This is a genomic window from Streptococcus sp. KHUD_017 (assembly GCF_054861245.1).
The window spans coordinates 855,479-881,932 of sequence record NZ_CM142175.1 but is presented as its reverse complement, the minus strand read 5'-3'; the positions used below and the strand labels follow the sequence as shown (position 1 = coordinate 881,932).

The following is a 26,454-nucleotide window of genomic DNA, read 5'->3' as shown; positions in this document are numbered from 1 at the left end:
CCTCCTCTATTTTTCTTGTAATTCCCAATACTGGATAGCCATGATAGTCTTGGCATCACAGATATCACCAGACTGGATCAGTTGTTTAGCCTGTTCAAGACTAACTTCAAGTAGTTCTAATGTTTCATCTTCATCCTGTGGACGAGGATTTTTAACCTTTTTCAAATCACTTGCCAAATAAAGTTTTAAGCGCTCGTTACAAAATCCAATCGCAGAGTAAAAATCATAAAGAAGGCTTAATGTGCCGGTATAGGCTGCCTCTTCTTCTAATTCACGAAGAGCTGCTGCTTCTGGATCTGCATTTTCGCCAACTTCTAATTTTCCAGCAGGAATTTCGTAAGAAACTTTTTCAATCGCCTTGCGATATTGCTTCACTAAGACAATCTTGTTTTCTTGAGTAACTGCAAGAACACATACTGCACCGTTATGAAAAATCAAATCGCGTTGAGCCGTCCCTTTCCCTGAAGGAAGTTCAACCTGGTCTTGAACTAATTGGAAAATAGGACCTTTATAGATTTCTTTTCGACTAATCGTCTTCTCTTCAAATTCCATGATTAGCTCCTATTTGTTTTTAGGATGGTGAGGGAGACGAGTTGCGTATTCGTCCTTATTAACTTGACGACCTCGTCCGATGGCAATAGCATCAGCAGGCACATCTTTAGTAATTGTTGAACCCGCACCAACAAGAGAGTTATCCCCTAGTTCAACAGGAGCAATGATGGTTGAATTAGAACCAACAAAGACATTGTTGCCGATGACTGTCTTGAATTTATTTTTCCCATCATAGTTCACTGTTATAGTACCAGCACCAAAGTTGACGTCACTACCAACTTCACAGTTTCCAATGTATGTTAAATGGCCTGCTTTAGTATTTTCGCCAATAGAAGAACCTTTCACCTCAACAAAGTTTCCGATATGAACATCCTTAGCTAGGCTAGACCCTGGACGAATATGAGCGAAAGGTCCGACTGTAACACCATCAGCAACCATGCTCTCCTCAATCATTGAGTTGGTAATCACTGCACCTGAACCGATAGTACTATCGACAATGTAAGTTCCATTCGTCAAAACAGTCTCTGAACCAATCTTACTAGAACCTTTGAGGGTTACATTCGCTTCAATTTGAACATCTGGAGCAATCTCAACATCCACATCAATATAAGTCGCATCTGGATTTACAAAACTTACTCCATTGACCATATGAGCTTGGTTAATACGGCGACGCATAACAGCTTCTGCTGTAGCGAGTGCCACACGGTCATTAACTCCGAGACTTTCATCAAAGTCTTTCAGAGTATAAGCTCCAACTTTTTCTCCAGCTTCACGGAATATTCCAATCACATCCGTGATATAGTATTCACCTTGAGCGTTGTTGGTATTAATATTCTTAAGTGCTTCAAAGAGACGAGCGTTATCAAAAACATAGGTTCCTGTATTAATTTCTTTGATTTGTTTTTCAAAATCAGTCGCATCTTTTTGTTCAACAATACGAAGAACTTCGGCATTTTCGTTACGAACAATACGTCCATAACCAAATGGATCTTCAGCTTCTGCGGTAAGGATAGTGGCTACGTTCTTATGATTCACATGAAAATCAATCAAGTTTTTCAAACTTTCACCCGTGATTAATGGTGTATCACCTGCAATAACCAATGTTTGTCCAGAAAGGCCCTCAAGAATCGGCTCGGCCATCATAACCGCATGACCAGTTCCTAATTGTTCGGACTGTCTCACAAAATCAGTTTGACCAGCTAAAACTTGTTCAACTAGCTCTGCCTTATGACCAACAACCGTTACTGTTTTTTCAGGCTTGATTGCTCCTACACTACGAAAAACATGCTCAAGCATAGAAATTCCTGCAACCTTGTGCATAACTTTAGGTAGATCTGATTTCATACGGGTACCCTTACCCGCTGCTAAAATAATTGCATAATTTGCCATATTTTTCTCTTTTCTATAGAAATTCTTTATTATTATACCACAATTTACTTCACGATACACAAATTTGCTGACCTCAACCTAACGCTAATGACTGTCACTACTCCGTTTTGAGTAAATTTTTTGATTTTTTTTACAAATTACGATAAACTATAGGAGTATGAGAAATAAAATTCGCCCAGCTTTTATAGTTATTATATTTGCTGCTTTTATAGGACTCTTGATTCTAAATCGTCCACGATTCGAAGAACATCCTGTAAAAACCAAACAAAATCCAGTTCAAATAGAAACACAAGCTCTACATAACTTGGATAAGCCTATCATCGATATCTCTGGTTGGCAGAGACCATCGGAAATCAATTACGATATTTTATCTCAAAATATCTCTGGTGTCATTGTTCGAGTCCACGGAGGAAATCAGATTACCACTGAGAACGATGCATCTTATACAAACGGTATTGATAAAGCTTATAAAAGTCATATCGCTGAGTTTCAAAAGAGAAATGTTCCAGTTGCTGTATATGCCTATGTATCTGGAAAAAGTGTAGAGGATATGGAAAAGGCTGCTGAATCATTTTATAATTCAGCTTCGCCGTACAACCCAAGTTACTATTGGTTAGACGTTGAAGAAAAAACAATGTCAGATATGAACCAAGGAGTTGAGGCATTCCGTGCTAAGTTAGAATCACTTGGTGCTAAAAATATTGGTATATACATTGGTGTTTACTTCATGAAAGAACATAGCATCAGTACAGATAAGTTTTCTGCTATTTGGATTCCATCCTACGGACTTGACTCAGGCTACTTTGAAAGTTCACCAAATACAGACCTTGACTTTGATCTTCATCAATACACCTCAAAGGGTAAACTGGTTGGATTTGAACACCATCTAGACCTAAATCTTATTTCTTTGTCAAAAGATAAGCAAGAGACGTTTAGAAAATTATTCTTAAAACCTTAAATTTATTTAGCAAGCCAGATATTACTTCTGCTTGCTTTTTTATTTCTCTTACTTTGTGATATAATACAAGAAGAGAATTTTAGAGAATAAATACGGAGAGAGTTTATGTTATCTTGGATTTCAAAAATAATTAAAGGTATTGTTATCGCACTTGGTTTTATTTTACCAGGTATTTCTGGTGGTGTTCTAGCGGCTATTTTGGGTATCTATGAGAGAATGATTCGTTTTCTTGCCCATCCATTTAAAAACCTAAAAGAAGATATTCTTTATTTCTTACCTGTTGCTATCGGTATGTTACTAGGTATTGGGCTATTTTCTTATCCAATTGAGTACTTACTAGAGCATTATCAAGTTTATGTTTTATGGAGTTTTGCGGGTGCTATTATTGGTACAGTCCCTAGTCTTGTAAAAGAGGCTACTCAAGATTCTGAAAGAGACAAAGTCGATCTTATCTGGTTTTGGGTGACCTTTATTGTTTCTGGAATTGGTCTTTACGCTTTAAACTTTGTGGTTGGTTCACTAAACGCAAGTTTCACAAGTTTTATCCTAGCTGGTGCTCTTCTTGCTCTAGGTATTTTGGTTCCAGGCTTAAGTCCCTCAAATCTACTATTGATTTTAGGTCTTTATACCCCAATGTTGACTGGATTTAAAACTTTTGATTTATTTGGAACCTTCCTTCCAATAGGAATTGGAGCTGCTGCTACTCTTATTATTTTTTCAAAATTGATGGATTACGCTCTTCGAGAGTATCACTCTCGTGTTTATCACTTCATCATTGCAATCGTTCTTTCAAGTACACTCTTGATATTGATTCCAAATGCGGGTAATGCTGAAAGCATTAACTACAGTGGTTTATCTCTTGTGTCTTATGTGATTGTTGCCTTCTTTTTTGCTCTTGGCATTTGGTTAGGTATTTGGATGAGTCAGTTGGAGGATAAATACAAATAATGGCTAAGAAAGTTAAAGTTAAAAAAACCTTAGTAGAGCAAATTTTGACTAAGGCAGGTGTTGATCATCAAGGCGTTCAAATTAATGCTTTAGAAGGAGAACTTCCTTCTGGTTATGATAGAAATCATATCTTTAAGACCTTAGCATTATTGGGTGATAAGACTGGTCCGGTAATAGGAATTGTTCCTATCACCGAACACCTTTCTGAAAAGAAATTAGCAAAGATTTCTGGAAATAAAAAAGTGGGCATGATTCCTCAAAAGGATTTAGAAAAAACTACTGGATATATCCATGGAGCTAATAACCCTGTAGGTATCCGTCAAAAACACAACTACCCTATTTTTATTGATGAAACAGCTTTAGAATTAGAAAAAATGATTGTCTCTGCTGGTGAGGTAGGACACAGTATCATCATCGCACCTAAAGATCTGGCAAACTTTGTAAAAGCAAACTTTGTTGATATCTTGGAGGAAAATAACTCATGAAACTTTACTTTGTCCGCCATGGTCGAACAGTCTGGAATCTAGAAGGTCGTTTTCAAGGGGCTGGCGGAGATTCACCACTTCTTCCTGAATCTATTGAAACTTTAAAAGACCTGGGCCGGTATCTTAAAGATATCCCTTTTGACAAGATCTATTCGAGTGATTTACCAAGAGCGGTAAAATCAGCTGAGATTATCCAAAGTCAACTGACAAATCCTTGTCCTTTAGAAAGTGTTCCTGAACTCAGAGAATGGCACCTCGGTAAACTGGAAGGTCTAAAAATTGCGACTTTAAATGCTATCTGCCCTCAGCAAATTCAAGCTTTTAAAACAAACTTAGCTAAGTTTGATACTCGCATGTTTGAAGCTGAATCACTCTACACTACAACTCATCGCACCATACAATTTATCAGATCCTTAAAAAATTCTAAGGCAGAGCACCTATTACTAGTCGGTCATGGAGCGAACCTTACTGCTAGTCTTCGAACGCTTATAGGCTATCAGGAAGCTCTGCTTCGTAAAGACGGAGGTTTGGCTAATGCAAGTCTAACAATTTTAGAGACTGACGACTTTGAAAAATTTACTCTTAAGACTTGGAACGATACCTCTTATCAAAAAAATAATTGAACTTGATCTATTACGTCAAGTTCTTTTTAGTTTTTATAGAATATCCGTGAATTTCTTAGCTTTTTATGATAAAATGGGAGTACCGTGAAAAATTGATTTATTATTTCAAAATTTGAATTTCATTAGGAGGAACACATGTCAACAGAACATATGGAAGAATTGAATGACCAGCAGATCGTTCGCCGTGAAAAAATGGCTGCGCTCCGTGAACAAGGAATTGATCCTTTCGGTAAACGTTTTGAACGTACTGCCAACTCTCAAGAACTAAAAGATAAATTTGCTGAGCTAGATAAAGAACAACTACACGAACTAAATGAAACTGCCACTATCGCTGGACGCTTGGTGACTAAACGTGGAAAAGGGAAAGTTGGTTTTGCTCACCTTCAAGACCGTGAAGGTCAAATCCAAATCTACGTTCGTAAAGATGAAGTTGGTGAAGAAAACTACGAAATCTTCAAAAAAGCTGACCTCGGAGACTTCCTTGGTGTCGAAGGTGAAGTCATGCGTACCGATATGGGAGAACTCTCTATTAAGGCTACTCACATCACTCACTTGTCTAAAGCCCTTCGTCCGCTTCCAGAAAAATTCCACGGTTTAACAGACGTTGAAACTATTTACCGTAAACGTTACCTTGATTTGATTTCAAACCGTGAAAGCTTTGAACGCTTTGTTACTCGCTCAAAAATCATCTCTGAAATTCGTCGTTATCTTGATCAAAAAGGTTTCCTAGAAGTTGAAACACCTGTTCTTCACAACGAAGCTGGTGGTGCTGCTGCTCGTCCGTTTATCACTCACCACAATGCCCAAAACATTGACATGGTGCTTCGTATCGCGACTGAGCTTCACTTGAAACGACTTATTGTCGGTGGTATGGAACGTGTTTACGAAATCGGACGTATCTTCCGTAACGAAGGTATGGACGCTACACACAACCCTGAGTTCACTTCTATCGAGGTTTACCAAGCTTATGCAGACTTCCAAGATATCATGGACTTGACTGAAGGTATTATCCAACACGTTGCAAAAGCTGTTAAAGGCGACGCTCCAGTTATCTATCAAGGAACTGAGATTAAACTTAACGAACCATTCAAACGTGTTCACATGGTTGATGCTATCAAAGAGATTACAGGTGTAGATTTCTGGCAAGACATGACCTTCGAAGAAGCTAAAGCCATCGCTGCTGAGAAGAAAGTTCCAGTTGAAAAACACTACACAGAAGTTGGTCATATCATCAATGCTTTCTTTGAAGAATTCGTTGAGGAAACGTTGATTCAACCTACCTTTGTTTATGGACATCCAGTAGCAGTATCTCCACTTGCTAAGAAGAACCCTGAAGATGAACGCTTTACTGACCGTTTCGAACTCTTTATCATGACCAAAGAATACGGAAATGCCTTTACTGAGTTGAACGATCCAATCGACCAGCTTAGTCGTTTTGAAGCCCAAGCTAAAGCAAAAGAACTTGGTGACGACGAAGCGACTGGTATCGACTACGACTACATTGAAGCACTTGAATATGGTATGCCTCCAACAGGTGGTTTGGGAATCGGTATCGACCGTCTCTGCATGCTCCTCACTGATACTACTACTATCCGTGATGTACTTCTTTTCCCAACTATGAAATAAAAACTAAACTCCTAGATGATTTCTAGGAGTTTTTTGTAGTTAAAAAGACAACCTTATCAAAGAGGTTGTCTTTTGTGTTTGAATTAGAATAGACCTAAAACAGTTCCATCACTTTCAACATCCATGTTGAGAGCGGCAGGTCGTTTTGGAAGACCAGGCATGGTCATAACGTCACCAGTAAGAGCAACGATGAAGCCTGCACCCAATTTTGGTACCAATTCACGAATAGTAATTTCAAAGTTTTCAGGTGCTCCAAGAGCGTTAGGGTTATCTGAGAAACTGTATTGAGTTTTGGCCATACAGATTGGCAGTTTATCCCAACCATTTTGTACGATTTGTGCGATTTGGGTTTGAGCTTTCTTTTCGAAGTTTACTTTGCTACCACGGTAGATTTCAGTCACAATCTTTTCAATTTTTTCTTGAACAGAAAGTTCGTTGTCATAGAGACGTGTGTAGTTTGCTGGGTTTTCGTCGATTGTTTTTACGAGAGTTTCAGCTAGAGCAACGCCTCCTTCAGCTCCATCAGCCCATACGCTAGCCAATTCGACTGGAACATCAATTGAAGCACATAGTTCTTTCAAGGCTGCGATTTCAGCTTCTGTATCAGAAACAAATTCATTGATAGCAACAACCGCTGGAATACCGAACTTACGAATATTTTCAACGTGGCGTTTCAAGTTTTCAAATCCAGCACGTACTGCTTCCACATTTTCCTCTGTCAGAGCATCTTTAGCAACTCCACCATTCATTTTAAGGGCACGAAGAGTTGCTACAATGACTACTGCACTTGGAGCTGTTGGCAAGTTTGGAGTCTTGATATCCAGGAACTTCTCTGCACCAAGATCTGCACCAAAGCCAGCCTCAGTTACTGTGTAATCAGCTAAGTGAAGTGCTGTTGTCGTTGCCAATACAGAGTTACAACCGTGGGCAATATTGGCAAATGGGCCACCGTGTACGAATGCAGGTGTACCATAAATTGTTTGAACTAAGTTGGGTTTGATAGCATCTTTCAAAATCAATGCCAAGGCACCCTCAACCTGTAAATCACCAACTGAAACTGGTGTGCGGTCATAACGGTAGCCAATAACGATATTAGCCAAACGACGTTTCAAATCTTCAATATCCGTTGCCAAGCAAAGGATAGCCATGATCTCTGAAGCAACTGTGATATCAAAACCATCTTCACGTGGAATACCATTAAGTGGACCACCAAGACCAACAGTTACGTGACGAAGCGCACGATCATTCAAGTCAACAACACGTTTCCAGAGAATACGACGTTGGTCGATTCCTAGCTCATTTCCTTGGTGCAAATGATTGTCAATCAAGGCAGAGAGAGCATTGTTTGCAGTTGTAATAGCATGCATATCACCCGTAAAGTGAAGGTTGATGTCTTCCATTGGTAATACTTGAGCATAACCACCACCAGCTGCACCTCCTTTGATACCCATAACAGGTCCAAGAGAAGGTTCGCGGATAGCAATCATTGTTTTCTTACCAATCTTATTCAAAGCATCCGCAAGACCGATGGTAATGGTTGATTTCCCTTCACCTGCTGGAGTTGGGTTGATAGCTGTAACCAAAATTAACTTACCAACTGGATTTGACTCAACCTCACGAATCTTGTCAAAGCTTAGTTTAGCCTTGTACTTTCCATACAACTCCAAATCATCGTAAGAAATCCCAAGTTTCTCAACAACATCAACGATCGGTTTTAACTCAATACTCTGTGCAATTTCAATATCTGTTTTCATAAAAAACTCCTCTAGCCTCTAATGTGTTAATTCATTATATCATAAAACAAGATTTTTAACAGTCATTATGATTAGTAACGTTCGTGAATATCGCTAAATAACAGACTTTCTTTATCTCTATTTAAATTTTTATATGCCTTTATAGATTTTAACTATTATAAAAATTTTTCTAATTTAGAAAATAGTTGTCAATTTCGTCTAAGTTATGCAAAATTTGATTATCAGAGATTTCTAAGTTTTCAGCTAATTCAATTGAATACTCAAAGCGGAGACGAGTATTAAGGGATAAATCAAATGAATAATCCTGTAATCGTCCTAGTTTATGATATTTATCTATAATATCATTAAAAATAATCTTGTATTTATCATCTAAGTTTTTGATATGGCTATCTAAGTTTTCCCTGTAATTTTGAATTAATTCCTGTTCCCTGTCACTTAGAAACCCTTTGCCTATTTCCCAAATTATTGAAGTAGCTATTGAACCAACTACAGAACCTAGAACTGGTATTGGGATCATAATCTGACCAACACAAGCTCCAATTGCAGCAAAAGAAGAATCTATTACATTTAATGTCAAAAGATTCATAAGTTCATCTTGAGTTATTTCAGAAGATCTGAATCTCAAAATGACATCTATCATCCCATAAGTAGCCATTACTAAAGCACTTGCATTTGGAGCGCTAATACCAAAAATATTAGTTAATCCGTAAATTGAATATCCTGTTATCGCTCCACATGCAACTCCTTGTAATGAATTCAATCCACAATCTAACCAATCTGATTGTTCGAATTCAAAAATACTTTTTCCTTCTTTACATTTTCCATACACACTTGACAACAGAGCTAAACCACCTTGCAAAAAAGCTGCGTTTCTTGCAACCTTAGTAGCTTCTTTTAAATTTGGTAATGCATGTTTTTGCGCTACTAATCGTTTTTTATTTAATTCTTGTTGTTTAAGTCTAACTGTTTTACGAATATTCTTTTCTTCAGAATCTAAAAGAGAGTTAATTGAATTTTTTTGAGCATCATCATAATTTAAAACAGATGATTTCATCCAATATTTATATGAAGTAAGTCCCTTGCTTTTAGTAATATCATTAATCATTTGTCGTATATCCGTAATTTGTTTAACAGACAATCTTTTACCATTAAATTCAACTTCTTTGGCGCCAGTCATAATTTTTTCGTATACTAACACGTGATCTTTTGGAAACATCATTTTCATTTTTTCACTGTAATGAAATGATTGAGCTAGTTCATCACGTAAATTATTATAAAACTTCATTTGAATGGTATTTCTGCCAATTAATAAATCGGCTGGCCCATTATCATTCAATACTTTTATAATAGGATTTAATCCTTCAATAGCTCTTCTTGCATTTACAATTCCTGCTTCTGCAAATTCAGCTATAAACCCGTGACCACCGTAGTCTCCCCCACGCTTCTTTAGAATAACGTCTTCAATGTTGTCTTTAGTATAGTTTAAGATTTTTGAAGCATTGTCCTTGTTTAAGACGACTTTGCGTGCTTCATCCTCTATTATCTTCATTGCAATTTGTAAGTCTTGAATTCTAAGATTATTTAGACAATTTACGTATGCTCCTATACCTTGATAGAATGCCCTATTAGCAACTTGAACCATCATTTACTTTAATTTCCTTATTGATCATTTCAGTCAGAGAAAGGGTTGAATTTACCAAACTACCTGCTTGATACTTTTCATCATCTGTAAATAAGTTATAATCTTTTCCAATTAAAGAAAGATTAGCTAAATAAATCCCCTCAGTTTGCTTTTCAATTAAATTATTTAATTCACTAATTTCTATTATTGATTTATCAGTTTGTCTAATTAATAACTCAATTTTCTTTTGTTCATCAAGTGCTTCTTTAGCTACTTCTTCATTTTTTTTATTAGCAAAAACACCTGCTCCGACAGAAGCTGTTAACATTAAACCAGCAATCCCCCAACCAACAGGACCCGCCATAGCTAGAAAAGCATTACCTGCAGCCATGCCTCCTCCGCCTGCTGCTATACTTCCTCCCCCTAACCAAGCTAATGCTGCGCTATTTGCTGCTGCACCAGTCAAACTCGAAATTGCTGTCCCTGTTGATGCGACTCCAAAAGTAGTTGCGACTCCCATAGCTGCAGTAGGACCTAAAGTTGCAACTGTGACCCCTAAAGCACTTAAAGAAGCCGTAGCTGCCGTACTACCGCTTGCTAATTCTGCTTCTTTGATAGCTTGAGTAATAGCTAACTGTTTATCTTCAAAATTTTGAATTTCAATATTAATTTCTTCTAATTTTGTTTCGAATTCTTTCGGTTTATTAGCTAACTTACTAATTCTCTCTTCAACGATTTTTACAACTTTAATTGCTTTGTCTCTAGTTTGATAAAGGTCAGTCGATTTGTTCGTCAGTTCTGTGGCTTTTTCATTATATATTTGAATAGATTCATGATAATTCGCAACAGCTTCGGACCTTAATTTGTCATTAAAAAGATCTATTGAATCAATTTGTGATTTTGCCTCAGTTGCAACTTTACCAGCTTGATTAAATGTGTCAGATGTTACCTCAGTTACTTGTTGAAAAGCATCTTTCGCTACTATTGTAGCTTGACCTGAAACATCTGAAACAACATTTCCTACCTTATTTGATACATCTCCTATTACTTTTACAGAGTCTGATAATAACTCTCCTGTAACTTTTCCAGTACTTTCTAAAGCTTTACCAGCTTCATTAAGTACGCTACCAGTTGTCTTACTAGCATCATCAATTACTTTACTAGCTTCTTTAACAATATTATCTGCAAATTTAAAAAAGTCCATAACGGCTTCCCTTCTTCAAATATAACTAAAATAATTATCTTATATATTAAATTAATTGTCAATAATAATATAGTTATAATTCTTAATTATATTACATCGCTTTCATTTTACTTAATGCTCATTTTTTTGTACAATAGTTCTATGAAAATTTTAGTTACTTCTGGTGGTACAAGTGAAAAAATTGATAGAGTTCGTTCTATTACCAATCACTCTTCCGGTAAACTTGGAAAAATTATCACCGAAACTCTTCTAAAGGCTGGCCATGAAGTTTGTTTGATTACCACTCTTCAGGCAGTTAAGCCAGTTAGTCATCCAAACTTGACCATCATCGAAATTAAAAATACAGATGATTTGCTGCAAGTCATGAAAGATAAGGTTACGGATTACCAAGTCTTAATCCATTCTATGGCTGTATCAGATTACACTCCTGTCTATATGGCTAGTTTTAATGAGATTGAAGCTAGTCAAGATTTAACGGAGTTTTTAGATAAGAAAAATCAGGAAACAAAAATCTCATCTAAGGAAGACGTTCAGGTTCTATTTCTCAAGAAAAATCCAAAAATCATATCTCTGGTTAAAGAATGGAATCCTAACATTCATCTGATTGGATTTAAATTACTGGTTGATGTCAGCCAGGAACATCTGATTCAAATTGCTCGGGAAAGTCTTGAAAAGAACCAAGCTGATTTAATTGTCGCAAACGACCTTACTCAGATTAGTAGCGAGCAACATAAGGCTTACTTAGTTGAAAAAAATTCTTTCCAAACTGCTATGAGTAAACATGAAATTGCTGATTTACTCCTCGAGAAAATCAAAAGTTATGACTAAAAGAAAGGGATTTTATGGCCCGTATTACACTCGCTATTACAGGATCTATTGCTGCATACAAGACAGTTGACCTAGTTAGTTCTTTAAAAAAACAGGGGCATTCTGTTACTGTTCTTATGACTCAGTCAGCAACAGAATTCATTCAGCCATTAACTTTACAAGTACTATCTCAAAATACTGTACATCTCGATGTCATGCACGAACCTTTTCCAGATCAAGTGAATCACATTCAAATAGGAAAAGAAACAGATTTATTTATCGTAGTTCCTGCGACAGCCAATACAATCGCTAAATTAGCTCACGGTTTTGCTGACAATATGGTGACTGCTACAGCTCTTGCTTTGCCACACTTTGTACCCAAACTATTGGCTCCAGCTATGAACACAAAGATGTATGACCACCCTGCGACCCAAGCTAATCTTAAAACTTTAGAAGATTATGGTTATACAATTATTTCTCCCAAAGATTCTCTACTGGCCTGTGGGGATACAGGTCGTGGTGCTCTCGCTGATCTCGAAACTATTTTACAAGAAATAAAGGATAAAATTCATGAACAAACGCTCTAATATTGCTCCAATCGCTATCTTTTTTGCTATTATGATTGTTATTCATTTACTAAGCTCGATTTTATTTAATGTACTTCCCTTTCCAATCAAACCAACCATCGTTCACATTCCAGTAATTATTGCAAGTATTATCTACGGACCAAGAATCGGCGCAACCTTAGGTTTCTTGATGGGAATGCTTAGCTTAACGGTTAATACTCTCACAATCCTGCCAACAAGCTATCTCTTCTCACCATTTGTACCAAATGGTAACTTCTATTCAGTTGTGATCGCAATTGTTCCTCGTATCTTAATCGGTTTGACCCCTTATTTCGTCTATAAACTACTAAAGGGAAGAGCTGGACTCATCTTTGCAGGTGCACTTGGTTCACTCACGAATACAGTTTTTGTCTTAGGCGGTATCTTCTTTCTCTTTGGTAATGTTTTTGACGGAAATATTCAAAAACTATTAGCGACTGTTATCTCAACAAATTCAATCGCAGAATTAATTATCTCAGCCCTCTTAACTCTCGTCATTGTTCCGAGACTTGAAAAAATTAAACAATAAAAACTGTATCAAGAGATACAGTTTTTTATTTCTATTACTGGGCTAAACGAGCTTCTTCTAAAATCTTTTCAATCTTTGTTGTCAATAAATCAATAGCTACTGTATTTGTCACTCCTTCTGGAATAACGATATCTGCATAACGCTTTGTTGGCTCGATAAATTGATGATACATAGGTTTTACGACGCCAAGATACTGATCAATAACGCTATCCAAACTACGACCACGCTCTTCCATATCACGCTTAATACGACGAATGATACGGACATCATCATCTGTATCAACGAAAATCTTGATATCCATCAAATCACGAAGACGTTTGTCTTCCAAAACCAAAATTCCTTCAACAATAAAGACATCTTGAGGTTCTTGACGATAGGTTTTCGAGCTTCTTGTATGGGCAGCATAATCATATGTAGGAATATCAACAGGACGCCCCGCCAACAATTCTTTGATTTGCGCAATCATCAAGTCAGTATCAAAAGCAAAAGGATGGTCATAATTAGTCTTAATACGTTCTTCAAAGGTTAAATGAGATTGATCTTTATAGTAGGAATCATGCTCAATCATGGCAATTTTTTCGTTGGGAAAATGCGATAAAATTGCTTTAGAAACACTGGTTTTTCCTCCACCAGATCCCCCTGTTACTCCGATAATGATTGGTCTGTTTTGCATAGTTGCCTCCGTATTTTTCCTTTGTCTATTTTACCATATTTTTAGAAAATTTTACAGGTGGACTTTTTAAATAATAGTACAAAAAAACCTTGTAGTTTAGTTCTACAAGGTTTTAATGTTTTTAATCAAAGTTAACGTATTCTTTAGAGAGTTCAAGAACTTCTTCCATTGTTGAACATTCAGTAAGAGCACGGTTAGCGTATTCTTGCATCTTAGCTGTGTCAAGTTTCTTCATCAAGCTACGTGTACGAAGTACTGAAGTAGCTGACATTGAGAACTCGTCCAATCCCATTCCGACAAGAAGTGGAACAGCAGTTTGGTCACCAGCCATCTCACCACACATACCAGCCCATTTACCTTCAGCGTGAGCTGCTTTGATAACATTATTAATCAAACGAAGAATCGATGGGTTATATGGTTGGTAAAGGTATGAAACTTGTTCGTTCATACGGTCAGCAGCCATTGTGTATTGGATCAAGTCGTTTGTACCGATTGAGAAGAAATCAACTTCTTTAGCAAATTGGTCTGCAAGCATAGCTGCAGCAGGAATTTCAATCATGATACCAACTTGGATATCATCCGCAACAGCAACACCTTCAGCAACCAATTTTGCTTTTTCTTCTTCAAGAATAGCTTTAGCAGTACGGAACTCTTTCAACAAAGCAACCATTGGGAACATGATACGCAATTTACCGTGAACAGATGCACGAAGCAATGCACGCAATTGTGTACGGAACATTTGGTTACCAGTTTCAGAGATAGAGATACGCAAAGCACGGTAACCCAAGAATGGGTTCATTTCTTTAGGAAGATCGAAGTAAGGAAGTTCTTTATCCCCACCGATATCCATTGTACGAACGACAACAGGTTTACCGTTCATACCTTCAAGAACTGCTTTGTAAGCTTCGTATTGGTCGTCTTCTGTTGGGAAATCTTGAGAATCCATGTACAAGAATTCTGTACGATAAAGACCAACAGCTTCAGCACCATTTTCGTTCACACCTTCAACGTCTTTAGGTGTACCGATATTAGCTGCTAACTCAAAGTGTTTACCATCAGCAGTAACAGTTTTAGCATCTTTCAAAAGAGCCCATTCAGCTTTTTGTTTAGCGTAAGCTTCACCAGCTGCTTTGAATTCTGCAATTTGTTCTTCAGTTGGGTTGATAACAACTTCACCTGAAATACCTGAAACAGCCAAAATGTCACCATCTTTTACAAGTTCAGTGATGTTGTTTGTACCCAATACAGCTGCAATTTCAAGTGTACGAGCCATGATAGCTGAGTGACTTGTACGTCCACCAATGTTTGTTACAAAAGCTTTTACAAAGTTTTTGTCCAATTGAGCAGTATCAGACGGAGTCAAGTCATGTGCAATCACAATCACTTCTTCATTGATTGAAGCTGGGTTTGGCAGTTTCTTGCCAAGAAGATTTGCCAAAACACGTTTGGTAACGTCGCGAATATCCGCTGCACGTTCCTGCATGTATGGGTTGTCTTCCATGCCTTCAAAGATTGTGATAAACATGTCTGTAACTTCTTTCAGACCTGCTTCTGCATTTACTTTCTTAGCACGAATTGTTTCTTTAATCTGACCGATCAATTCAGGGTCAGCAAGAACCATCAAGTGAGCGTCAAATACTTGCGCCGCTTCTTCACCAAGCGTACCTACAGCCTTCTCGCGGATAAGAGAAAGCTCGTTTTGAGAAGCTTCAAGAGCAACATCCAAACGAGCCTCTTCTGCATTTGTATCTTCGACTGTAATAGTCTCGAATGATAAATCCGGTTGAACGAGTAGATATGCTTTAGCAACTGCAACACCATCAGATGCTGCGATTCCTTTAAGCATTTCTGTCATATCCTTATGCCAATCCTTCTTTTTCCATTGTTTCTGAGATAGCAGCGATAGCGTCATCAGCGTCTGCACCTTCAGCAGTGATTGTAACGTCAGCACCTTGACCAACACCAAGGCTCATAACACCCATGATAGATTTAAGGTTAACTGATTTACCTTTGTACTCAAGAGTAATATCTGAAGCAAATTTGCTAGCAGTTTGTACCAACAATGTTGCTGGACGTGCGTGAATACCTGTTTCTGCCACTACGTGGAAATCTTTAGAAGCCATAATTTGACTCTCCTTTAAATGTTTTCTTTTTGAGTTATATCTGATAACCCTTACAATTTGGTATTATATCACCTTCTAGGATTTTTTTCAAGTATTTTATGGGATTTCTTCTTTTTCCTTTCAGATAACTTGCTGAAAATCTTCTATTTTATGTATCAAAATACATCATGTAGTTTTTTGTAATTTTAACATTAAGAAAACGCTGTTATTTATGGGTTTTATTTTTTACAATTACTATATATTGTGTTTGGATAACTCTCATCTGAAAAAAATCTACAATATTTAGTTTTTCTTCGTTGACAAAGATTTTTTTTCTGATATACTTAAGAAGTAATTAAATTTTGAAAGAGGAGTTACAGAATGGTAACCGTTTATTCTAAAAACAATTGTGTTCAATGTAAAATGACCAAACGATTCTTAGATAGTAACAAGATCGCATATCGCGAAATCAATCTTGATGAACAACCTGAATTTATTGAACAAGTTAAAGAGCTAGGCTTCAATGCTGCTCCTATCATTCAAACACCAACTGAAGTTTTCTCTGGTTTCCAACCAGCAAAACTTAAAGAACTTGCTTAAGTATCAGGATTAAAAGCTTCTATGTCAATCTTAGAAGCCTTTCTTTTGTAATGAATTAAAGGAAATTTTATGGGATTAAAACAACTTGAGGATGTAACTTACTTCCGCCTAAATAATGAAATCAACCGTCCTGTTAATGGACAAATCATGCTCCACAAAGATAAAGAAGCCTTGGATGCTTTCTTTAAAGAAAATGTTGTACCAAATTCTATGGTTTTTGATTCTATCACTGATAAAATCGATTACCTTATTAAACAAGACTATATCGAAACAGCGTTTATCAAGAAATATCGTCCAGAATTCTTAGAAGAGCTTTACCAATTTATTAAGGATCAAAACTTCCAATTCAAGTCTTTCATGGCAGCATACAAGTTTTACAATCAATATGCCTTGAAAACTAATGATGGAGAGTACTATCTTGAGAGCATGGAAGACCGTGTCTTCTTTAACGCTCTTTACTTTGCTGATGGTGACGAAGCTATCGCAATTGATATTGCCAATGAAATCATCCACCAGCGTTACCAGCCTGCTACACCTTCTTTCTTGAATGCAGGCCGTGCACGTCGTGGTGAATTGGTATCCTGTTTCTTGATTCAGGTAACAGATGATATGAACTCTATTGGACGTTCTATCAACTCTGCTCTTCAACTTTCACGTATCGGTGGTGGGGTCGGAATTTCCCTCAGCAACCTTCGTGAAGCTGGAGCGCCTATCAAAGGGTATGAAGGTGCTGCTTCTGGTGTCGTACCAGTTATGAAGCTTTTCGAAGACAGCTTCTCTTACTCTAACCAACTTGGTCAACGTCAAGGGGCTGGGGTTGTTTACCTTAACGTCTTCCACCCAGACATTATTGCTTTCCTTTCTACTAAGAAAGAAAATGCTGATGAAAAAGTTCGTGTCAAGACTCTTTCACTTGGTGTTGTGGTACCAGATAAATTCTACGAATTAGCACGTAAGAACGAGGAAATGTACCTCTTCAGTCCTTATTCTGTTGAAAAAGAGTATGGTGTACCTTTTAACTACATCGATATCACAGAAAAATACGATGAATTGGTGGCAAATCCAAACATCCGTAAGACAAAAATTAAGGCCCGTGATTTGGAAACAGAAATTTCTAAATTGCAACAAGAATCTGGCTATCCTTACGTAGTCAATATCGATACTGCTAACCGTGCAAATCCTGTCGATGGTAAGATTATCATGAGTAACTTGTGTTCAGAAATTCTTCAAGTCCAAGAACCAAGTCTTATCAACGATGCGCAAGAATTCCTTCAAATGGGTACTGACGTTTCATGTAACCTTGGTTCAACCAACGTTGTAAATATGATGACATCACCTGACTTTGGACGTTCTATTCGTGCAATGGTTCGCGCTTTGACCTTTGTAACAGATAGCTCTCACATCGTTGCTGTTCCAACTATCGACCACGGAAATAACCAAGCTCATACATTTGGACTTGGTGCTATGGGGCTTCACAGCTATCTTGCTCAGCAATTAATCGAATATGGATCTCCTGAGTCTGTTGAATTTACAAGCATCTACTTTATGCTTTTGAATTACTGGACTTTGGTAGAATCAAACAATATTGCACGTGAACGTGGTATTACCTTCCACAACTTTGAGAAATCAGACTATGCAAATGGTTCTTATTTCGATAAGTACACGTCTGGTCAATTTGTTCCAAAATCTGATCGTGTTAAAGAACTCTTTGAAGGAATCTTTATCCCGTCTGCAGCTGATTGGGCTGAACTTCGTGATAAAGTTAAATCAGATGGACTTTACCACCAAAACCGTCTTGCTGTAGCGCCGAATGGTTCTATCAGCTACATCAATGACGTGTCTGCTTCTATCCACCCAATTACTCAACGTATTGAAGAACGTCAAGAGAAGAAAATTGGTAAGATTTACTATCCTGCTGCAGGATTATCAACTGAAACTATTCCTTACTACACTTCTGCCTATGACATGGATATGCGTAAAGTTATCGATGTCTATGCTGCTGCAACTGAGCACGTAGACCAAGGGCTTTCACTTACTCTCTTCATGCGTAGTGATATCCCAACAGGTCTTTACGAATGGAAGAAAGAGAACAAACAAACAACACGTGACCTATCTATCCTTCGTAACTACGCCTTTAACAAGGGCATTAAGTCTATCTACTACGTTCGTACCTACACAGATGACGGCGGTGAAGTTGGTGCTAACCAATGTGAAAGCTGTGTGATTTAAAATCTCACTAAAATCTTGTTTACAAAGATAAGGTAACATCAAAAAGTCGGAGTACCGACTTTTTGTGCGGTAACCCAATCACACAAGGATAGAACATTCATCACTATTTTAATAAAATCAAAAGAAAGAGATTTGTAATGGAAACTTACTACAAAGCCATTAACTGGAATGCTATCGAAGATGTCATCGATAAATCAACCTGGGAAAAACTAACTGAACAATTTTGGTTGGATACACGTATTCCCTTATCTAATGACTTAGATGACTGGAGAAAGTTATCAAATCAAGAAAAAGACTTGGTAGGAAAAGTCTTTGGCGGTTTGACACTTTTGGATACCATGCAGTCTGAAACAGGGGTAAATGCTCTTCGCGCTGATATTCGTACTCCTCACGAAGAAGCTGTTTTTAACAACATCCAATTTATGGAATCTGTCCACGCTAAATCTTATTCTTCTATTTTCTCAACCTTGAATACAAAGACTGAGATTGAAGAAATCTTTGAATGGACTGATACAAACCCATATCTTCAGAAAAAGGCACAAATCATCAATGAGATTTACCTTAACGGAACACCACTTGAAAAGAAAGTAGCTAGTGTATTCCTTGAAACCTTCCTCTTCTACTCTGGTTTCTTCACTCCACTCTACTATCTAGGAAATAACAAGTTGGCAAACGTTGCTGAAATCATCAAACTCATCATTCGGGACGAGTCAGTTCACGGAACATATATTGGTTATAAATTCCAACTTGGTTTCAACGAATTACCAGAAGAAGAGCAAGAAAAGTTAAAAGACTGGATGTACGACCTTCTTTACACACTTTATGAAAATGAGGAAGGTTATACAGAGAGTTTATATGATGGTGTTGGTTGGACTGAAGAAGTGAAAACTTTCCTTCGCTACAACGCCAATAAAGCTCTTATGAACCTAGGACAAGATCCTCTCTTCCCTGACTCAGCTGACGATGTAAACCCAATTGTTATGAACGGGATTTCAACTGGTACATCCAACCACGACTTCTTCTCTCAAGTTGGTAACGGATATCTACTTGGTGAAGTTGAAGCTATGCAGGACGATGATTATAATTACGGATTAGACTAATTAAAAAATATAAAAACATCTGAGTTAAAAACAAACACAGATGTTTTTTGTTTTTGTTTATTTTTGTTTTATTTAAGTTGCTTAGATGTTTAAAATGTGATAAAATGTTATTGGATATGGGGGTGATTCAATGCTAAAACAAGAAAAACTAGATATGATTTTAGAGATTGTCAATACAAGAGGAACCATCACAGTCAAAGAAATAATGAATCGTTTAGATATTTCTGATATGACTGCTCGACGTTATCTGCAAGAGTTAGCTGACAAGGATCTACTTGTTCGAGTGCATGGAGGTGCTGAAAAACTTCGTTCTGGTTCTCTATTAGCAAATGAACGCTCGAATGTCGAAAAACAAGGTCTTCAGATTGCTGAAAAACAAGAAATTGCAAAATTTGCTGGTCATTTAGTCGAAGAAAGAGAAACGATTTTTATCGGTCCAGGTACTACTCTTGAGTCCTTTGCGCGTGAACTTCCGATAGATAATATTCGTGTGGTAACAAATAGCCTTCCTGTTTTCATTATCTTGAATGAACGAAAACTGACTGATTTAATTTTGATTGGTGGAAATTATCGAGAAATCACCGGTGCCTTTGTCGGAACCTTAACGCTCCAAGATATCGAAAGTCTTCAATACTCTAAAGCTTTTGTTAGTTGCAATGGTATAAAAGATCATGCTATCGCTACTTTTAGCGAAGATGAAGGCGAAGTCCAAAAGCTAGCATTAAATAATGCTAATAAAAAGATTCTTCTTGCTGACCACAGTAAATTTAATAAGTTTGATTTTTATACTTTCTATAATATCGCTGATATTGATACGATTATTTCAGATTCAAAACTTAGCCAAGAAACCCTAAAAACTTTGTCCAAACAAACAAAGATTATTAAATCGACACCTTAAAAAGTCTCACCATTGGTGAGACTTTTTTTATCGTTAAATCTACTCAATAAGGCCTGTTTCAGCTACTTTCTTATACCAATGAGCTGATTTCTTAGGATAACGCTCTTGAGTTTCGAAATCTACATAAAAGAGTCCATAACGTTTTTCGTAACCATTTGACCAAGAGAAGACGTCCATGAGTGACCAGATGAAGTATCCTTTGACGTTTGCACCATCGGTAATCGCATCAGACAATACTTCCAAATGTTGTTTCACATAATCAATACGGCCATCATCGTAAACAGTGTTGTCCACAAATTCATCTTTATATCCAAGTCCGTTTTCTGTGATATAGATTTTCTTGTAGTTTGGATAGTCTTTCTTGACGCGCATGATTTGGTCATACAAACCTTGAGGGTAGATAATCCAGTCCCAGTCAGTACGAGGTACATAGTCAGGAGCTACACGACGTCCAACACCTTTAATTTGGTACTTAGAGCTTCCTTTTTCCCCTTTACCATTGTGGATGATTTCAGTTTCACCATCAAAGGCTTCCATCCAGTCACTCATGTAGTAGTTAATTCCAAGGAAGTCGTTCAAATCTTTAGCTGCTTCAAGCGCTGAAAAGTCTTCGTCACGAAGATCCAATTCACCACCATTAACTGAAAGAATGTGGTTTACACCTTCCATGGTTGCACCTGAATAGTGTCCAAGGTAGGTTGCATCTAGAATAAACTTGTTGTGGATGATATCTTCCAATTCAGCCGCACGTACGTCTGCTGGATTTTCTGGATCCAAAGGATACTTAGTTGGAAGAGCGTGCACAACTCCAATTTCACCTTCATACCCTTTGTCTTTGTACAATTTCACAGCACGCGCATGAGAAACCATCATATTGTGGTGTGATTGGAAAACTTTAGCAAGATCATACTGAATCCCTGGAGGGAATTTTCCTACTAAGTATTGACCATCACCTATTGGGCCAATTTCATTGAAGGTTGTCCAGTAGTTGACTTCTGGGAATTCTTCAAAACAGAAGGCTGCATAATCAACGAAATGGTCCATATTCTCACGATTCAAGAAATCTCCATTTGAGTGAAGAGCTTCTGGTGTGTCGAAGTGATGAAGGGTTACAAAAGGTTCTACATTGCGCTTGTGACATTCTGCAAATAACTTATGATAGAATTCTACCCCTTTTGGATTAACTTCACCATAACCAGTTGGGAAAATACGTGACCAAGCAATAGAAATACGAATTCCGTTTACGCCATATTCTTCAGCCAACTGTAAGTCTACTGGATATTTATGGTAGAAATCACTTGCTGGTTCAGCAGTATACCAATAGTTGTCAGTTAAGTATTTGTCCCATGCAACAGGTCCTTTACCGTCTGTATGAGTCGCACCTTCTGCCTGATAAGCTGCAGTTGCGCCACCAAAAATAAAATCTTTAGGAAGTGTTTTTGTCATTTTTTCACCTATTTCTTGATTGGATAAAATGAAAAGTGAGGGGAGAGGAGTTAGTGAGCCATCCATCTCCATCTCACTTTTTGTTCCAAGCCACCGAATTGTGACATGAGGAGGTAAAAACGATATATTTTTACCGACGAATTAACAAGGCGATTAGGAAAATCGCCATAGCGATTTCCGTTACGATAGGAGACTGTTTCACAGTCCCTATCGTTAATCGAATTGCGCCTGAACGAATGCGAGAGCGCCTTTACCATCACGTGTTAACTTGATGTACTGTGCACCTTCTGTCTTAGCAAGTTTGATACCTAATTTATCAGTTTCAGCTTTCATATCCTCAAAGTTTGAAGCAACTTGTGGTGCTAAGATAACAAGATCAAACTCTGGTAACATTTCACGGTGGGCTCCATAGCCACCTGCTGCAGCTTTAACTGGAACTTTATACTCTTCTGCGGCTTTATTCAAAGCATTGGCAAGAAGACCACTTGTTCCTCCACCCGCACAAAGAACGAGGACGTTTGTTTCTTCAGTAATAGTATTTTGTGCTGGTTCTACTCCAGCTTTTGCAAGAATAGCATCTGCTTTTGCAGTGTTAAAGTTTGCAGCTACTTTATCTTTTAATTCATCATTAGCTTTACCTGAACGTTCTTCTTCAAGAATTTGTTCATCATAAACCTTGAGGAATGGATAGTAGATAGCAATATCTACTACAATTAACAATGCTGCAAGAGCGAATGATAAGAACTGGAAGTTTGTACCAAGAACAATACCAAGAGGTCCTGGTGTAGTCCATGGAAGGTTGGCAGTAAATGAGTTCATGCCAAGTGTTTCAATAAAGAACTTAAAGATCCATACGTTTGCAATTGGTGCAAAGATGAATGGGATAAAGAAGATCGGGTTCAAAACAAGTGGTGCACCAAACAAGATTGGTTCGTTTACACCAAAGAATGTAGGAACTACTGAAGCGCGTCCAATAGCACGATTTCGTTTCGATTTACATAACCACATAAACATGAATGGAACCACAAGAGTTGCCCCTGTACCACCCATAGTAACGATAAACATTTGTGTACCAGATGTAAGGATCTTATCAGCGTGCATACCTTGTTGAAGAAGGTTCAAGTTGACTTCAGCATTTGCATAAGTGATCGCTGCAATCGCAGGCTCAACGATAGATGGGCCGTGAATACCAATAAACCAGAAGAATGCAAAGGCACCGAAAATAATCGTAATACCAACATAACCGTCTGCTGCTGAGAATAGAGGCGCAAAGAATTTACCGATTGATTCTGCTACGCTTGCACCAACAAAATGACGAGCAAGTAAGTCAAGACCGTATAGGGAAACGACAGAAAGCGTAAATGGAATAACATCTTTAAAGACCTGTGAGATATTTGGTGGAACTTCGTCAGGCATTCGAATAGTAACATTATTCTTCACACAAACCTTATAGATTGCTACAGTCACAAAGGCTGCTAGAAAAGCTGAAAGCAAACCTTTTGTTCCGAGGAAACCTGTTGCAAAGCCCCCTTCAATTGGGTCAGCTGCCAACATCAATAACCCAACAATAGCAGCTAATAGAGTTGACATATAGTTGATTTGGTTAGTTTTTTCCATGCTACGGTTAACAGAGTCTGTTAAAGATTTAGCAGTTGTACCAGCAACCAAAAGTGCGAGAATACCCATTGAATAGCTATAAGGTTTCATCAATAGTGCCACTACATCATCTGACCACTGGAATCCCCATGAATTAGGCACAAAGGCAATCAAGATAAAAATACTTGAGAATAGAATGACAGGCATTCCAGCGATAAATCCATCACGAATAGCACGAAGATAGATATTTCGAGATAGTTTTTCAAAGAAAGGCTTTCCTTTCTCGATATAGGCAATTAACTTATTCATTATTTAGCTCCTCTTTTATAAAGTTCAATTAAATGATGCATCAAATCTTTTAGCAAAATAGTTGTCATCAAGTGATCTTGGCCATGCATCATGGTCACGCTATAAGCCAAATCGTCACCTGCAGCTTCCTTAGTCAATAGACTTGTTTGCGCGTGGTGGGCCTCAGCAATACAGCTACCAGCTTCCTCTACCAGAGCGTCCGCTTTTGCAAAATCACCAGCTTCAGCAGCTTTCAGAGCTTCTAAGAGTTTTGAACGAGCATCGCCAGCATAGGCAACAATCTCAAAACCTAACAATGTTACTTCTTCTCTATTCATGATAGATTTCTCCTTATATAATTTTTAGTAAATTTTATGACAATAAACGTTGAATATGTAGAACAAGGTAAACTCGTTCACTCTTATAAAGGTCTACCCCAGTTTCCTGAGCAATGACTTCATAAATTTTGCTAGCAATTTCAAATGCTTTTGGATATGTAGTTTTGATATGTTCTTCCATATCAAGCAAGGATTGATTATCATCCCGACTTCGATCAAGGTAATCCAAGAAATAATTTAGATGAATCATAAAACGATCGTAGAAATTATTATTTTCATGGGTTCTTTGAATGTCATAGCTCCTGAGAAGACTCTCAACCCTCTTTATGATTTCCTTTCTCTTATCAATAGCTTCTGCAACTTCTACCTCATTCTCACCCTCGGCATTAATAAAGTGGTAGGCTATTCTTTTTATTTCATCCTTTGGTAAATTACCAGATAGTTTACTATTATAGATTTCAAAAGACTCTTGAGCTATTTGAAAAGCAATAGGATACTCCTTTGAAATATCAGGTAAATTACTATCCTTATAACGTCCTTGGCTAATCGCTTGATAAGAACAATAGATATGGTCTGTCAAGGTTACGTAGAGGTACTCTTGAATAGGATATTGGTATTTTTTTGAAAGATTATCGATAATTTCATAAGTAACGGTAATAAAGTCTAACGGAACATCCTTGAGTAGAGTCATAAAATTTTCTCGAGATTCTTCAGTCTTCATCCGAAAGACTTTTTCAACCTGATCCTCAGAAATCAAATCTCCCTTCTTCTTACCAAACGAAATACCCTTACCGACTACGATCAACTCCTCTCCCTTGCTATTCCGCACAAGAGAAACATTGTTATTCATTGGATTTAATATCCGATACATGTCGACCTCCTTGTTCTCTCATTTAAGAGCTAGAGCATAAAAAATGACCACAAATGACCCTGAAAATAAATTTCTGAGTCATCTGTGATCATGCCTAATATTACTTAGTAACACTCACTCTTATTAACTTGTGACTTAAGTATAGCACAAGATTTTTGTTTTGTAAACCTTTACATACAACTTTTTTTAAAAGTTTTTTGCTGGGTTTTAGAACATAAAAAGGGTGGAAATTTACACACGTTCGGTCCATGAAGTTGCTGTTGTTTTAAGAACTTTGTTGAGTTCATCGATGTTCTCAAAACCAGTTGTACGAAGCCATTCGCGAGCAGCTGCTTCACCGTCTTTGATATAAGCTTCAACTGATCCAGCCCATGTTGCACGTCCACAAAGAACACCATTGAAGTTTGCACCTGATTCGTGCGCAAATACAAGAGTTTCTTGGAAAAGCTTAGCTGATACACCTGCACTCAAGTAGATGTATGGCAAGTTAGTAGCTTCGTCTTGAGCTTTAAAGAAGTCTGCTGCTTCTTCACGTGTGTGAACGATTTCGCCATCGCCAAATCCTTCAACGTATTTCACGTTAACTGGAACTTCCACTTTCAAGACATCGATATTAAAGCGTGGGTCTGAGAAGACCTTCATAGCACCGATAACCTTGCGTGGTTTTACTTTAGCGTATTCTGCAGAACCTGCGTCCGCAATCTTTTCATCGTAAGCCAAGATTTCAAGGAAGAATGGAATGTCTTCAGCTACACACTCAGAACCAATACGTTCAATGTAGGCTTGTTTTTGTTGATTGAGTTCGTCAGAGCTATCTACGTCATAGTAAAGCAAGAATTTAACGGCATCTGCACCTTTTTCTTTGATACGTTTTGCAGACCAAACATCCAAGCAGTCTGGCAAGCGTTTTGTACTTGTTGTATCGTATCCTGTTTTCTCATAAGCAAGGAGAAGACCAGCATTTGGATCAAGAGCTTTTGTAGCTGGAAGTCCGTACTCAGGGTCAAGTAGCATAGATGAAGCATATTTAGTCAATTCATCTGCTACCAATACTTTAAGTTCTTCCATTTGAGCAACTGTTGGCTCTTCTGTTTGGTATTGAGCCATGAGGCGTTTCAAAGCACCACGTTGGTCAAAGGCGAGAGCTGAGATGATACCATTTTCATCAGAGAGTTTTTGCATACAAGCGCGTTTATTTTCTGTTAAAACCAT

The 26,454-nt window shown here is 37.6% G+C and carries 25 protein-coding genes; 12 read left to right on the top strand and 13 right to left on the bottom strand.

Going from position 1 to position 26,454, the window contains the following annotated elements; all coding sequences use genetic code 11:
- Positions 1-6: 6 nt before the first annotated feature.
- Positions 7-552 carry an NUDIX hydrolase gene (locus ACVAMZ_RS04335; RefSeq protein WP_414277784.1) on the bottom strand — a complete coding sequence of 182 codons (546 nt, stop codon included), beginning with the start codon at positions 550-552 and terminating at the stop codon, positions 7-9.
- Between the two features lie 9 nt (positions 553-561).
- Complete coding sequence (glmU, locus tag ACVAMZ_RS04330) at positions 562-1,941, bottom strand: bifunctional UDP-N-acetylglucosamine diphosphorylase/glucosamine-1-phosphate N-acetyltransferase GlmU (protein ID WP_461685140.1); 1,380 nt, start codon at positions 1,939-1,941, stop codon at positions 562-564.
- A gap of 157 nt (positions 1,942-2,098) precedes the next feature.
- On the opposite strand from glmU, the gene ACVAMZ_RS04325 reads away from it, so the two are divergent.
- From ACVAMZ_RS04325 to lysS, 5 genes are all read left to right on the top strand, one after another.
- Positions 2,099-2,899, top strand: a complete 801-nt coding sequence (locus tag ACVAMZ_RS04325) for a glycoside hydrolase family 25 protein (RefSeq protein ID WP_461685139.1) — start codon at positions 2,099-2,101, stop codon at positions 2,897-2,899.
- 105 nt (positions 2,900-3,004) lie between these two features.
- The gene (locus tag ACVAMZ_RS04320) at positions 3,005-3,847 is read left to right on the top strand and encodes a DUF368 domain-containing protein (protein ID WP_225750300.1); all 843 of its coding nucleotides are present in this window, start codon (positions 3,005-3,007) and stop codon (positions 3,845-3,847) included.
- Positions 3,847-4,332: an aminoacyl-tRNA deacylase gene (locus tag ACVAMZ_RS04315; protein ID WP_461685138.1), complete on the top strand. Its 486-nt coding sequence runs from the start codon at positions 3,847-3,849 to the stop codon at positions 4,330-4,332. The genes ACVAMZ_RS04320 and ACVAMZ_RS04315 overlap by 1 nt, the downstream gene beginning before the upstream one ends.
- On the top strand, positions 4,329-4,955 hold the full coding sequence (locus tag ACVAMZ_RS04310) for a histidine phosphatase family protein (RefSeq protein ID WP_461685137.1): 627 nt from the start codon (positions 4,329-4,331) through the stop codon (positions 4,953-4,955). Before ACVAMZ_RS04315 ends, ACVAMZ_RS04310 begins: the two co-directional genes overlap by 4 nt.
- A gap of 135 nt (positions 4,956-5,090) precedes the next feature.
- Positions 5,091-6,581, top strand: coding sequence for a lysine--tRNA ligase (lysS, locus tag ACVAMZ_RS04305; RefSeq protein WP_254804051.1), 1,491 nt, complete (start codon positions 5,091-5,093; stop codon positions 6,579-6,581).
- Between the two features lie 83 nt (positions 6,582-6,664).
- Here the strand turns inward: lysS and ACVAMZ_RS04300 are convergent, their stop codons facing one another.
- From ACVAMZ_RS04300 to ACVAMZ_RS04290, 3 genes are all read right to left on the bottom strand, one after another.
- Positions 6,665-8,335, bottom strand: a complete 1,671-nt coding sequence (locus tag ACVAMZ_RS04300; protein ID WP_461685136.1) for a formate--tetrahydrofolate ligase — start codon at positions 8,333-8,335, stop codon at positions 6,665-6,667.
- Positions 8,336-8,504: 169 nt separating this feature from the next.
- Positions 8,505-9,980 (bottom strand): hypothetical protein, encoded by a 1,476-nt coding sequence (locus tag ACVAMZ_RS04295; RefSeq protein WP_461685135.1) that lies wholly within the window; start codon positions 9,978-9,980, stop codon positions 8,505-8,507.
- Entirely contained in the window at positions 9,961-11,160 is a 1,200-nt protein-coding gene (locus ACVAMZ_RS04290; protein WP_461685134.1) for a hypothetical protein, read from the bottom strand. The genes ACVAMZ_RS04295 and ACVAMZ_RS04290 overlap by 20 nt, the downstream gene beginning before the upstream one ends.
- Positions 11,161-11,301: 141 nt before the next feature.
- On the opposite strand from ACVAMZ_RS04290, the gene coaB reads away from it, so the two are divergent.
- The 3 genes from coaB to ACVAMZ_RS04275 are packed head-to-tail and all read left to right on the top strand — an operon-like array spanning position 11,302 to position 13,101.
- Complete coding sequence (coaB, locus tag ACVAMZ_RS04285; RefSeq protein WP_461685133.1) at positions 11,302-11,988, top strand: phosphopantothenate--cysteine ligase; 687 nt, start codon at positions 11,302-11,304, stop codon at positions 11,986-11,988.
- A 14-nt stretch (positions 11,989-12,002) separates the two neighbouring features.
- Positions 12,003-12,554 carry a phosphopantothenoylcysteine decarboxylase gene (gene coaC, locus ACVAMZ_RS04280; RefSeq protein ID WP_225750295.1) on the top strand — a complete coding sequence of 184 codons (552 nt, stop codon included), beginning with the start codon at positions 12,003-12,005 and terminating at the stop codon, positions 12,552-12,554.
- The gene (locus tag ACVAMZ_RS04275; protein ID WP_049496359.1) at positions 12,538-13,101 is read left to right on the top strand and encodes an ECF transporter S component; all 564 of its coding nucleotides are present in this window, start codon (positions 12,538-12,540) and stop codon (positions 13,099-13,101) included. The genes coaC and ACVAMZ_RS04275 overlap by 17 nt, the downstream gene beginning before the upstream one ends.
- Positions 13,102-13,135: 34 nt before the next feature.
- On the opposite strand, the gene udk is transcribed toward ACVAMZ_RS04275, so the two are convergent.
- The 3 genes from udk to ACVAMZ_RS04260 all read right to left on the bottom strand — a co-directional run bounded on the left by udk (position 13,136) and on the right by ACVAMZ_RS04260 (position 15,897).
- Positions 13,136-13,774, bottom strand: a complete 639-nt coding sequence (udk, locus tag ACVAMZ_RS04270; RefSeq protein ID WP_004253618.1) for a uridine kinase — start codon at positions 13,772-13,774, stop codon at positions 13,136-13,138.
- Positions 13,775-13,895: 121 nt separating this feature from the next.
- Entirely contained in the window at positions 13,896-15,629 is a 1,734-nt protein-coding gene (gene ptsP / locus ACVAMZ_RS04265) for a phosphoenolpyruvate--protein phosphotransferase (RefSeq protein WP_036757512.1), read from the bottom strand.
- Between the two features lie 4 nt (positions 15,630-15,633).
- Positions 15,634-15,897, bottom strand: coding sequence for a phosphocarrier protein HPr (locus ACVAMZ_RS04260; protein ID WP_000146952.1), 264 nt, complete (start codon positions 15,895-15,897; stop codon positions 15,634-15,636).
- A 360-nt stretch (positions 15,898-16,257) separates the two neighbouring features.
- On the opposite strand from ACVAMZ_RS04260, the gene nrdH reads away from it, so the two are divergent.
- From nrdH to ACVAMZ_RS04240, 4 genes are all read left to right on the top strand, one after another.
- Positions 16,258-16,476, top strand: a complete 219-nt coding sequence (nrdH, locus tag ACVAMZ_RS04255) for a glutaredoxin-like protein NrdH (RefSeq protein WP_036757515.1) — start codon at positions 16,258-16,260, stop codon at positions 16,474-16,476.
- Between the two features lie 69 nt (positions 16,477-16,545).
- Entirely contained in the window at positions 16,546-18,705 is a 2,160-nt protein-coding gene (gene nrdE, locus ACVAMZ_RS04250) for a class 1b ribonucleoside-diphosphate reductase subunit alpha (RefSeq protein ID WP_461685132.1), read from the top strand.
- Between the two features lie 137 nt (positions 18,706-18,842).
- Complete coding sequence (nrdF, locus tag ACVAMZ_RS04245; RefSeq protein ID WP_006148574.1) at positions 18,843-19,805, top strand: class 1b ribonucleoside-diphosphate reductase subunit beta; 963 nt, start codon at positions 18,843-18,845, stop codon at positions 19,803-19,805.
- 130 nt (positions 19,806-19,935) lie between these two features.
- Complete coding sequence (locus ACVAMZ_RS04240; RefSeq protein WP_461685131.1) at positions 19,936-20,703, top strand: DeoR/GlpR family DNA-binding transcription regulator; 768 nt, start codon at positions 19,936-19,938, stop codon at positions 20,701-20,703.
- Between the two features lie 39 nt (positions 20,704-20,742).
- On the opposite strand, the gene lacG is transcribed toward ACVAMZ_RS04240, so the two are convergent.
- The 5 genes from lacG to lacD form a co-directional block, all read right to left on the bottom strand.
- On the bottom strand, positions 20,743-22,149 hold the full coding sequence (lacG, locus tag ACVAMZ_RS04235) for a 6-phospho-beta-galactosidase (protein WP_461685130.1): 1,407 nt from the start codon (positions 22,147-22,149) through the stop codon (positions 20,743-20,745).
- Positions 22,150-22,362: 213 nt separating this feature from the next.
- Complete coding sequence (locus ACVAMZ_RS04230) at positions 22,363-24,054, bottom strand: lactose-specific PTS transporter subunit EIIC (RefSeq protein WP_461685129.1); 1,692 nt, start codon at positions 24,052-24,054, stop codon at positions 22,363-22,365.
- The gene (locus ACVAMZ_RS04225; RefSeq protein WP_247912375.1) at positions 24,054-24,371 is read right to left on the bottom strand and encodes a PTS lactose/cellobiose transporter subunit IIA; all 318 of its coding nucleotides are present in this window, start codon (positions 24,369-24,371) and stop codon (positions 24,054-24,056) included. Before ACVAMZ_RS04225 ends, ACVAMZ_RS04230 begins: the two co-directional genes overlap by 1 nt.
- Before the next feature lie 34 nt (positions 24,372-24,405).
- A complete protein-coding gene (locus ACVAMZ_RS04220) occupies positions 24,406-25,242 on the bottom strand; it encodes a PRD domain-containing protein (protein ID WP_414266268.1) in 837 nt (278 codons plus the stop codon).
- A gap of 231 nt (positions 25,243-25,473) precedes the next feature.
- Positions 25,474-26,454, bottom strand: a complete 981-nt coding sequence (gene lacD / locus ACVAMZ_RS04215) for a tagatose-bisphosphate aldolase (protein WP_368910195.1) — start codon at positions 26,452-26,454, stop codon at positions 25,474-25,476.

Bases quoted from the DNA above. Each gene is read 5' to 3' on its own strand.
- ACVAMZ_RS04335 (WP_414277784.1), bottom strand. From the start codon at position 552: ATGGAATTTGAAGAGAAGACGATTAGTCGAAAAGAAATCTATAAAGGT.
- glmU (WP_461685140.1), bottom strand. From the start codon at position 1,941: ATGGCAAATTATGCAATTATTTTAGCAGCGGGTAAGGGTACCCGTATG.
- ACVAMZ_RS04325 (WP_461685139.1), top strand. From the start codon at position 2,099: ATGAGAAATAAAATTCGCCCAGCTTTTATAGTTATTATATTTGCTGCT.
- ACVAMZ_RS04320 (WP_225750300.1), top strand. From the start codon at position 3,005: ATGTTATCTTGGATTTCAAAAATAATTAAAGGTATTGTTATCGCACTT.
- ACVAMZ_RS04315 (WP_461685138.1), top strand. From the start codon at position 3,847: ATGGCTAAGAAAGTTAAAGTTAAAAAAACCTTAGTAGAGCAAATTTTG.
- ACVAMZ_RS04310 (WP_461685137.1), top strand. From the start codon at position 4,329: ATGAAACTTTACTTTGTCCGCCATGGTCGAACAGTCTGGAATCTAGAA.
- lysS (WP_254804051.1), top strand. From the start codon at position 5,091: ATGTCAACAGAACATATGGAAGAATTGAATGACCAGCAGATCGTTCGC.
- ACVAMZ_RS04300 (WP_461685136.1), bottom strand. From the start codon at position 8,335: ATGAAAACAGATATTGAAATTGCACAGAGTATTGAGTTAAAACCGATC.
- ACVAMZ_RS04295 (WP_461685135.1), bottom strand. From the start codon at position 9,980: ATGATGGTTCAAGTTGCTAATAGGGCATTCTATCAAGGTATAGGAGCA.
- ACVAMZ_RS04290 (WP_461685134.1), bottom strand. From the start codon at position 11,160: ATGGACTTTTTTAAATTTGCAGATAATATTGTTAAAGAAGCTAGTAAA.
- coaB (WP_461685133.1), top strand. From the start codon at position 11,302: ATGAAAATTTTAGTTACTTCTGGTGGTACAAGTGAAAAAATTGATAGA.
- coaC (WP_225750295.1), top strand. From the start codon at position 12,003: ATGGCCCGTATTACACTCGCTATTACAGGATCTATTGCTGCATACAAG.
- ACVAMZ_RS04275 (WP_049496359.1), top strand. From the start codon at position 12,538: ATGAACAAACGCTCTAATATTGCTCCAATCGCTATCTTTTTTGCTATT.
- udk (WP_004253618.1), bottom strand. From the start codon at position 13,774: ATGCAAAACAGACCAATCATTATCGGAGTAACAGGGGGATCTGGTGGA.
- ptsP (WP_036757512.1), bottom strand. From the start codon at position 15,629: ATGACAGAAATGCTTAAAGGAATCGCAGCATCTGATGGTGTTGCAGTT.
- ACVAMZ_RS04260 (WP_000146952.1), bottom strand. From the start codon at position 15,897: ATGGCTTCTAAAGATTTCCACGTAGTGGCAGAAACAGGTATTCACGCA.
- nrdH (WP_036757515.1), top strand. From the start codon at position 16,258: ATGGTAACCGTTTATTCTAAAAACAATTGTGTTCAATGTAAAATGACC.
- nrdE (WP_461685132.1), top strand. From the start codon at position 16,546: ATGGGATTAAAACAACTTGAGGATGTAACTTACTTCCGCCTAAATAAT.
- nrdF (WP_006148574.1), top strand. From the start codon at position 18,843: ATGGAAACTTACTACAAAGCCATTAACTGGAATGCTATCGAAGATGTC.
- ACVAMZ_RS04240 (WP_461685131.1), top strand. From the start codon at position 19,936: ATGCTAAAACAAGAAAAACTAGATATGATTTTAGAGATTGTCAATACA.
- lacG (WP_461685130.1), bottom strand. From the start codon at position 22,149: ATGACAAAAACACTTCCTAAAGATTTTATTTTTGGTGGCGCAACTGCA.
- ACVAMZ_RS04230 (WP_461685129.1), bottom strand. From the start codon at position 24,054: ATGAATAAGTTAATTGCCTATATCGAGAAAGGAAAGCCTTTCTTTGAA.
- ACVAMZ_RS04225 (WP_247912375.1), bottom strand. From the start codon at position 24,371: ATGAATAGAGAAGAAGTAACATTGTTAGGTTTTGAGATTGTTGCCTAT.
- ACVAMZ_RS04220 (WP_414266268.1), bottom strand. From the start codon at position 25,242: ATGTATCGGATATTAAATCCAATGAATAACAATGTTTCTCTTGTGCGG.
- lacD (WP_368910195.1), bottom strand. From the start codon at position 26,454: ATGGTTTTAACAGAAAATAAACGCGCTTGTATGCAAAAACTCTCTGAT.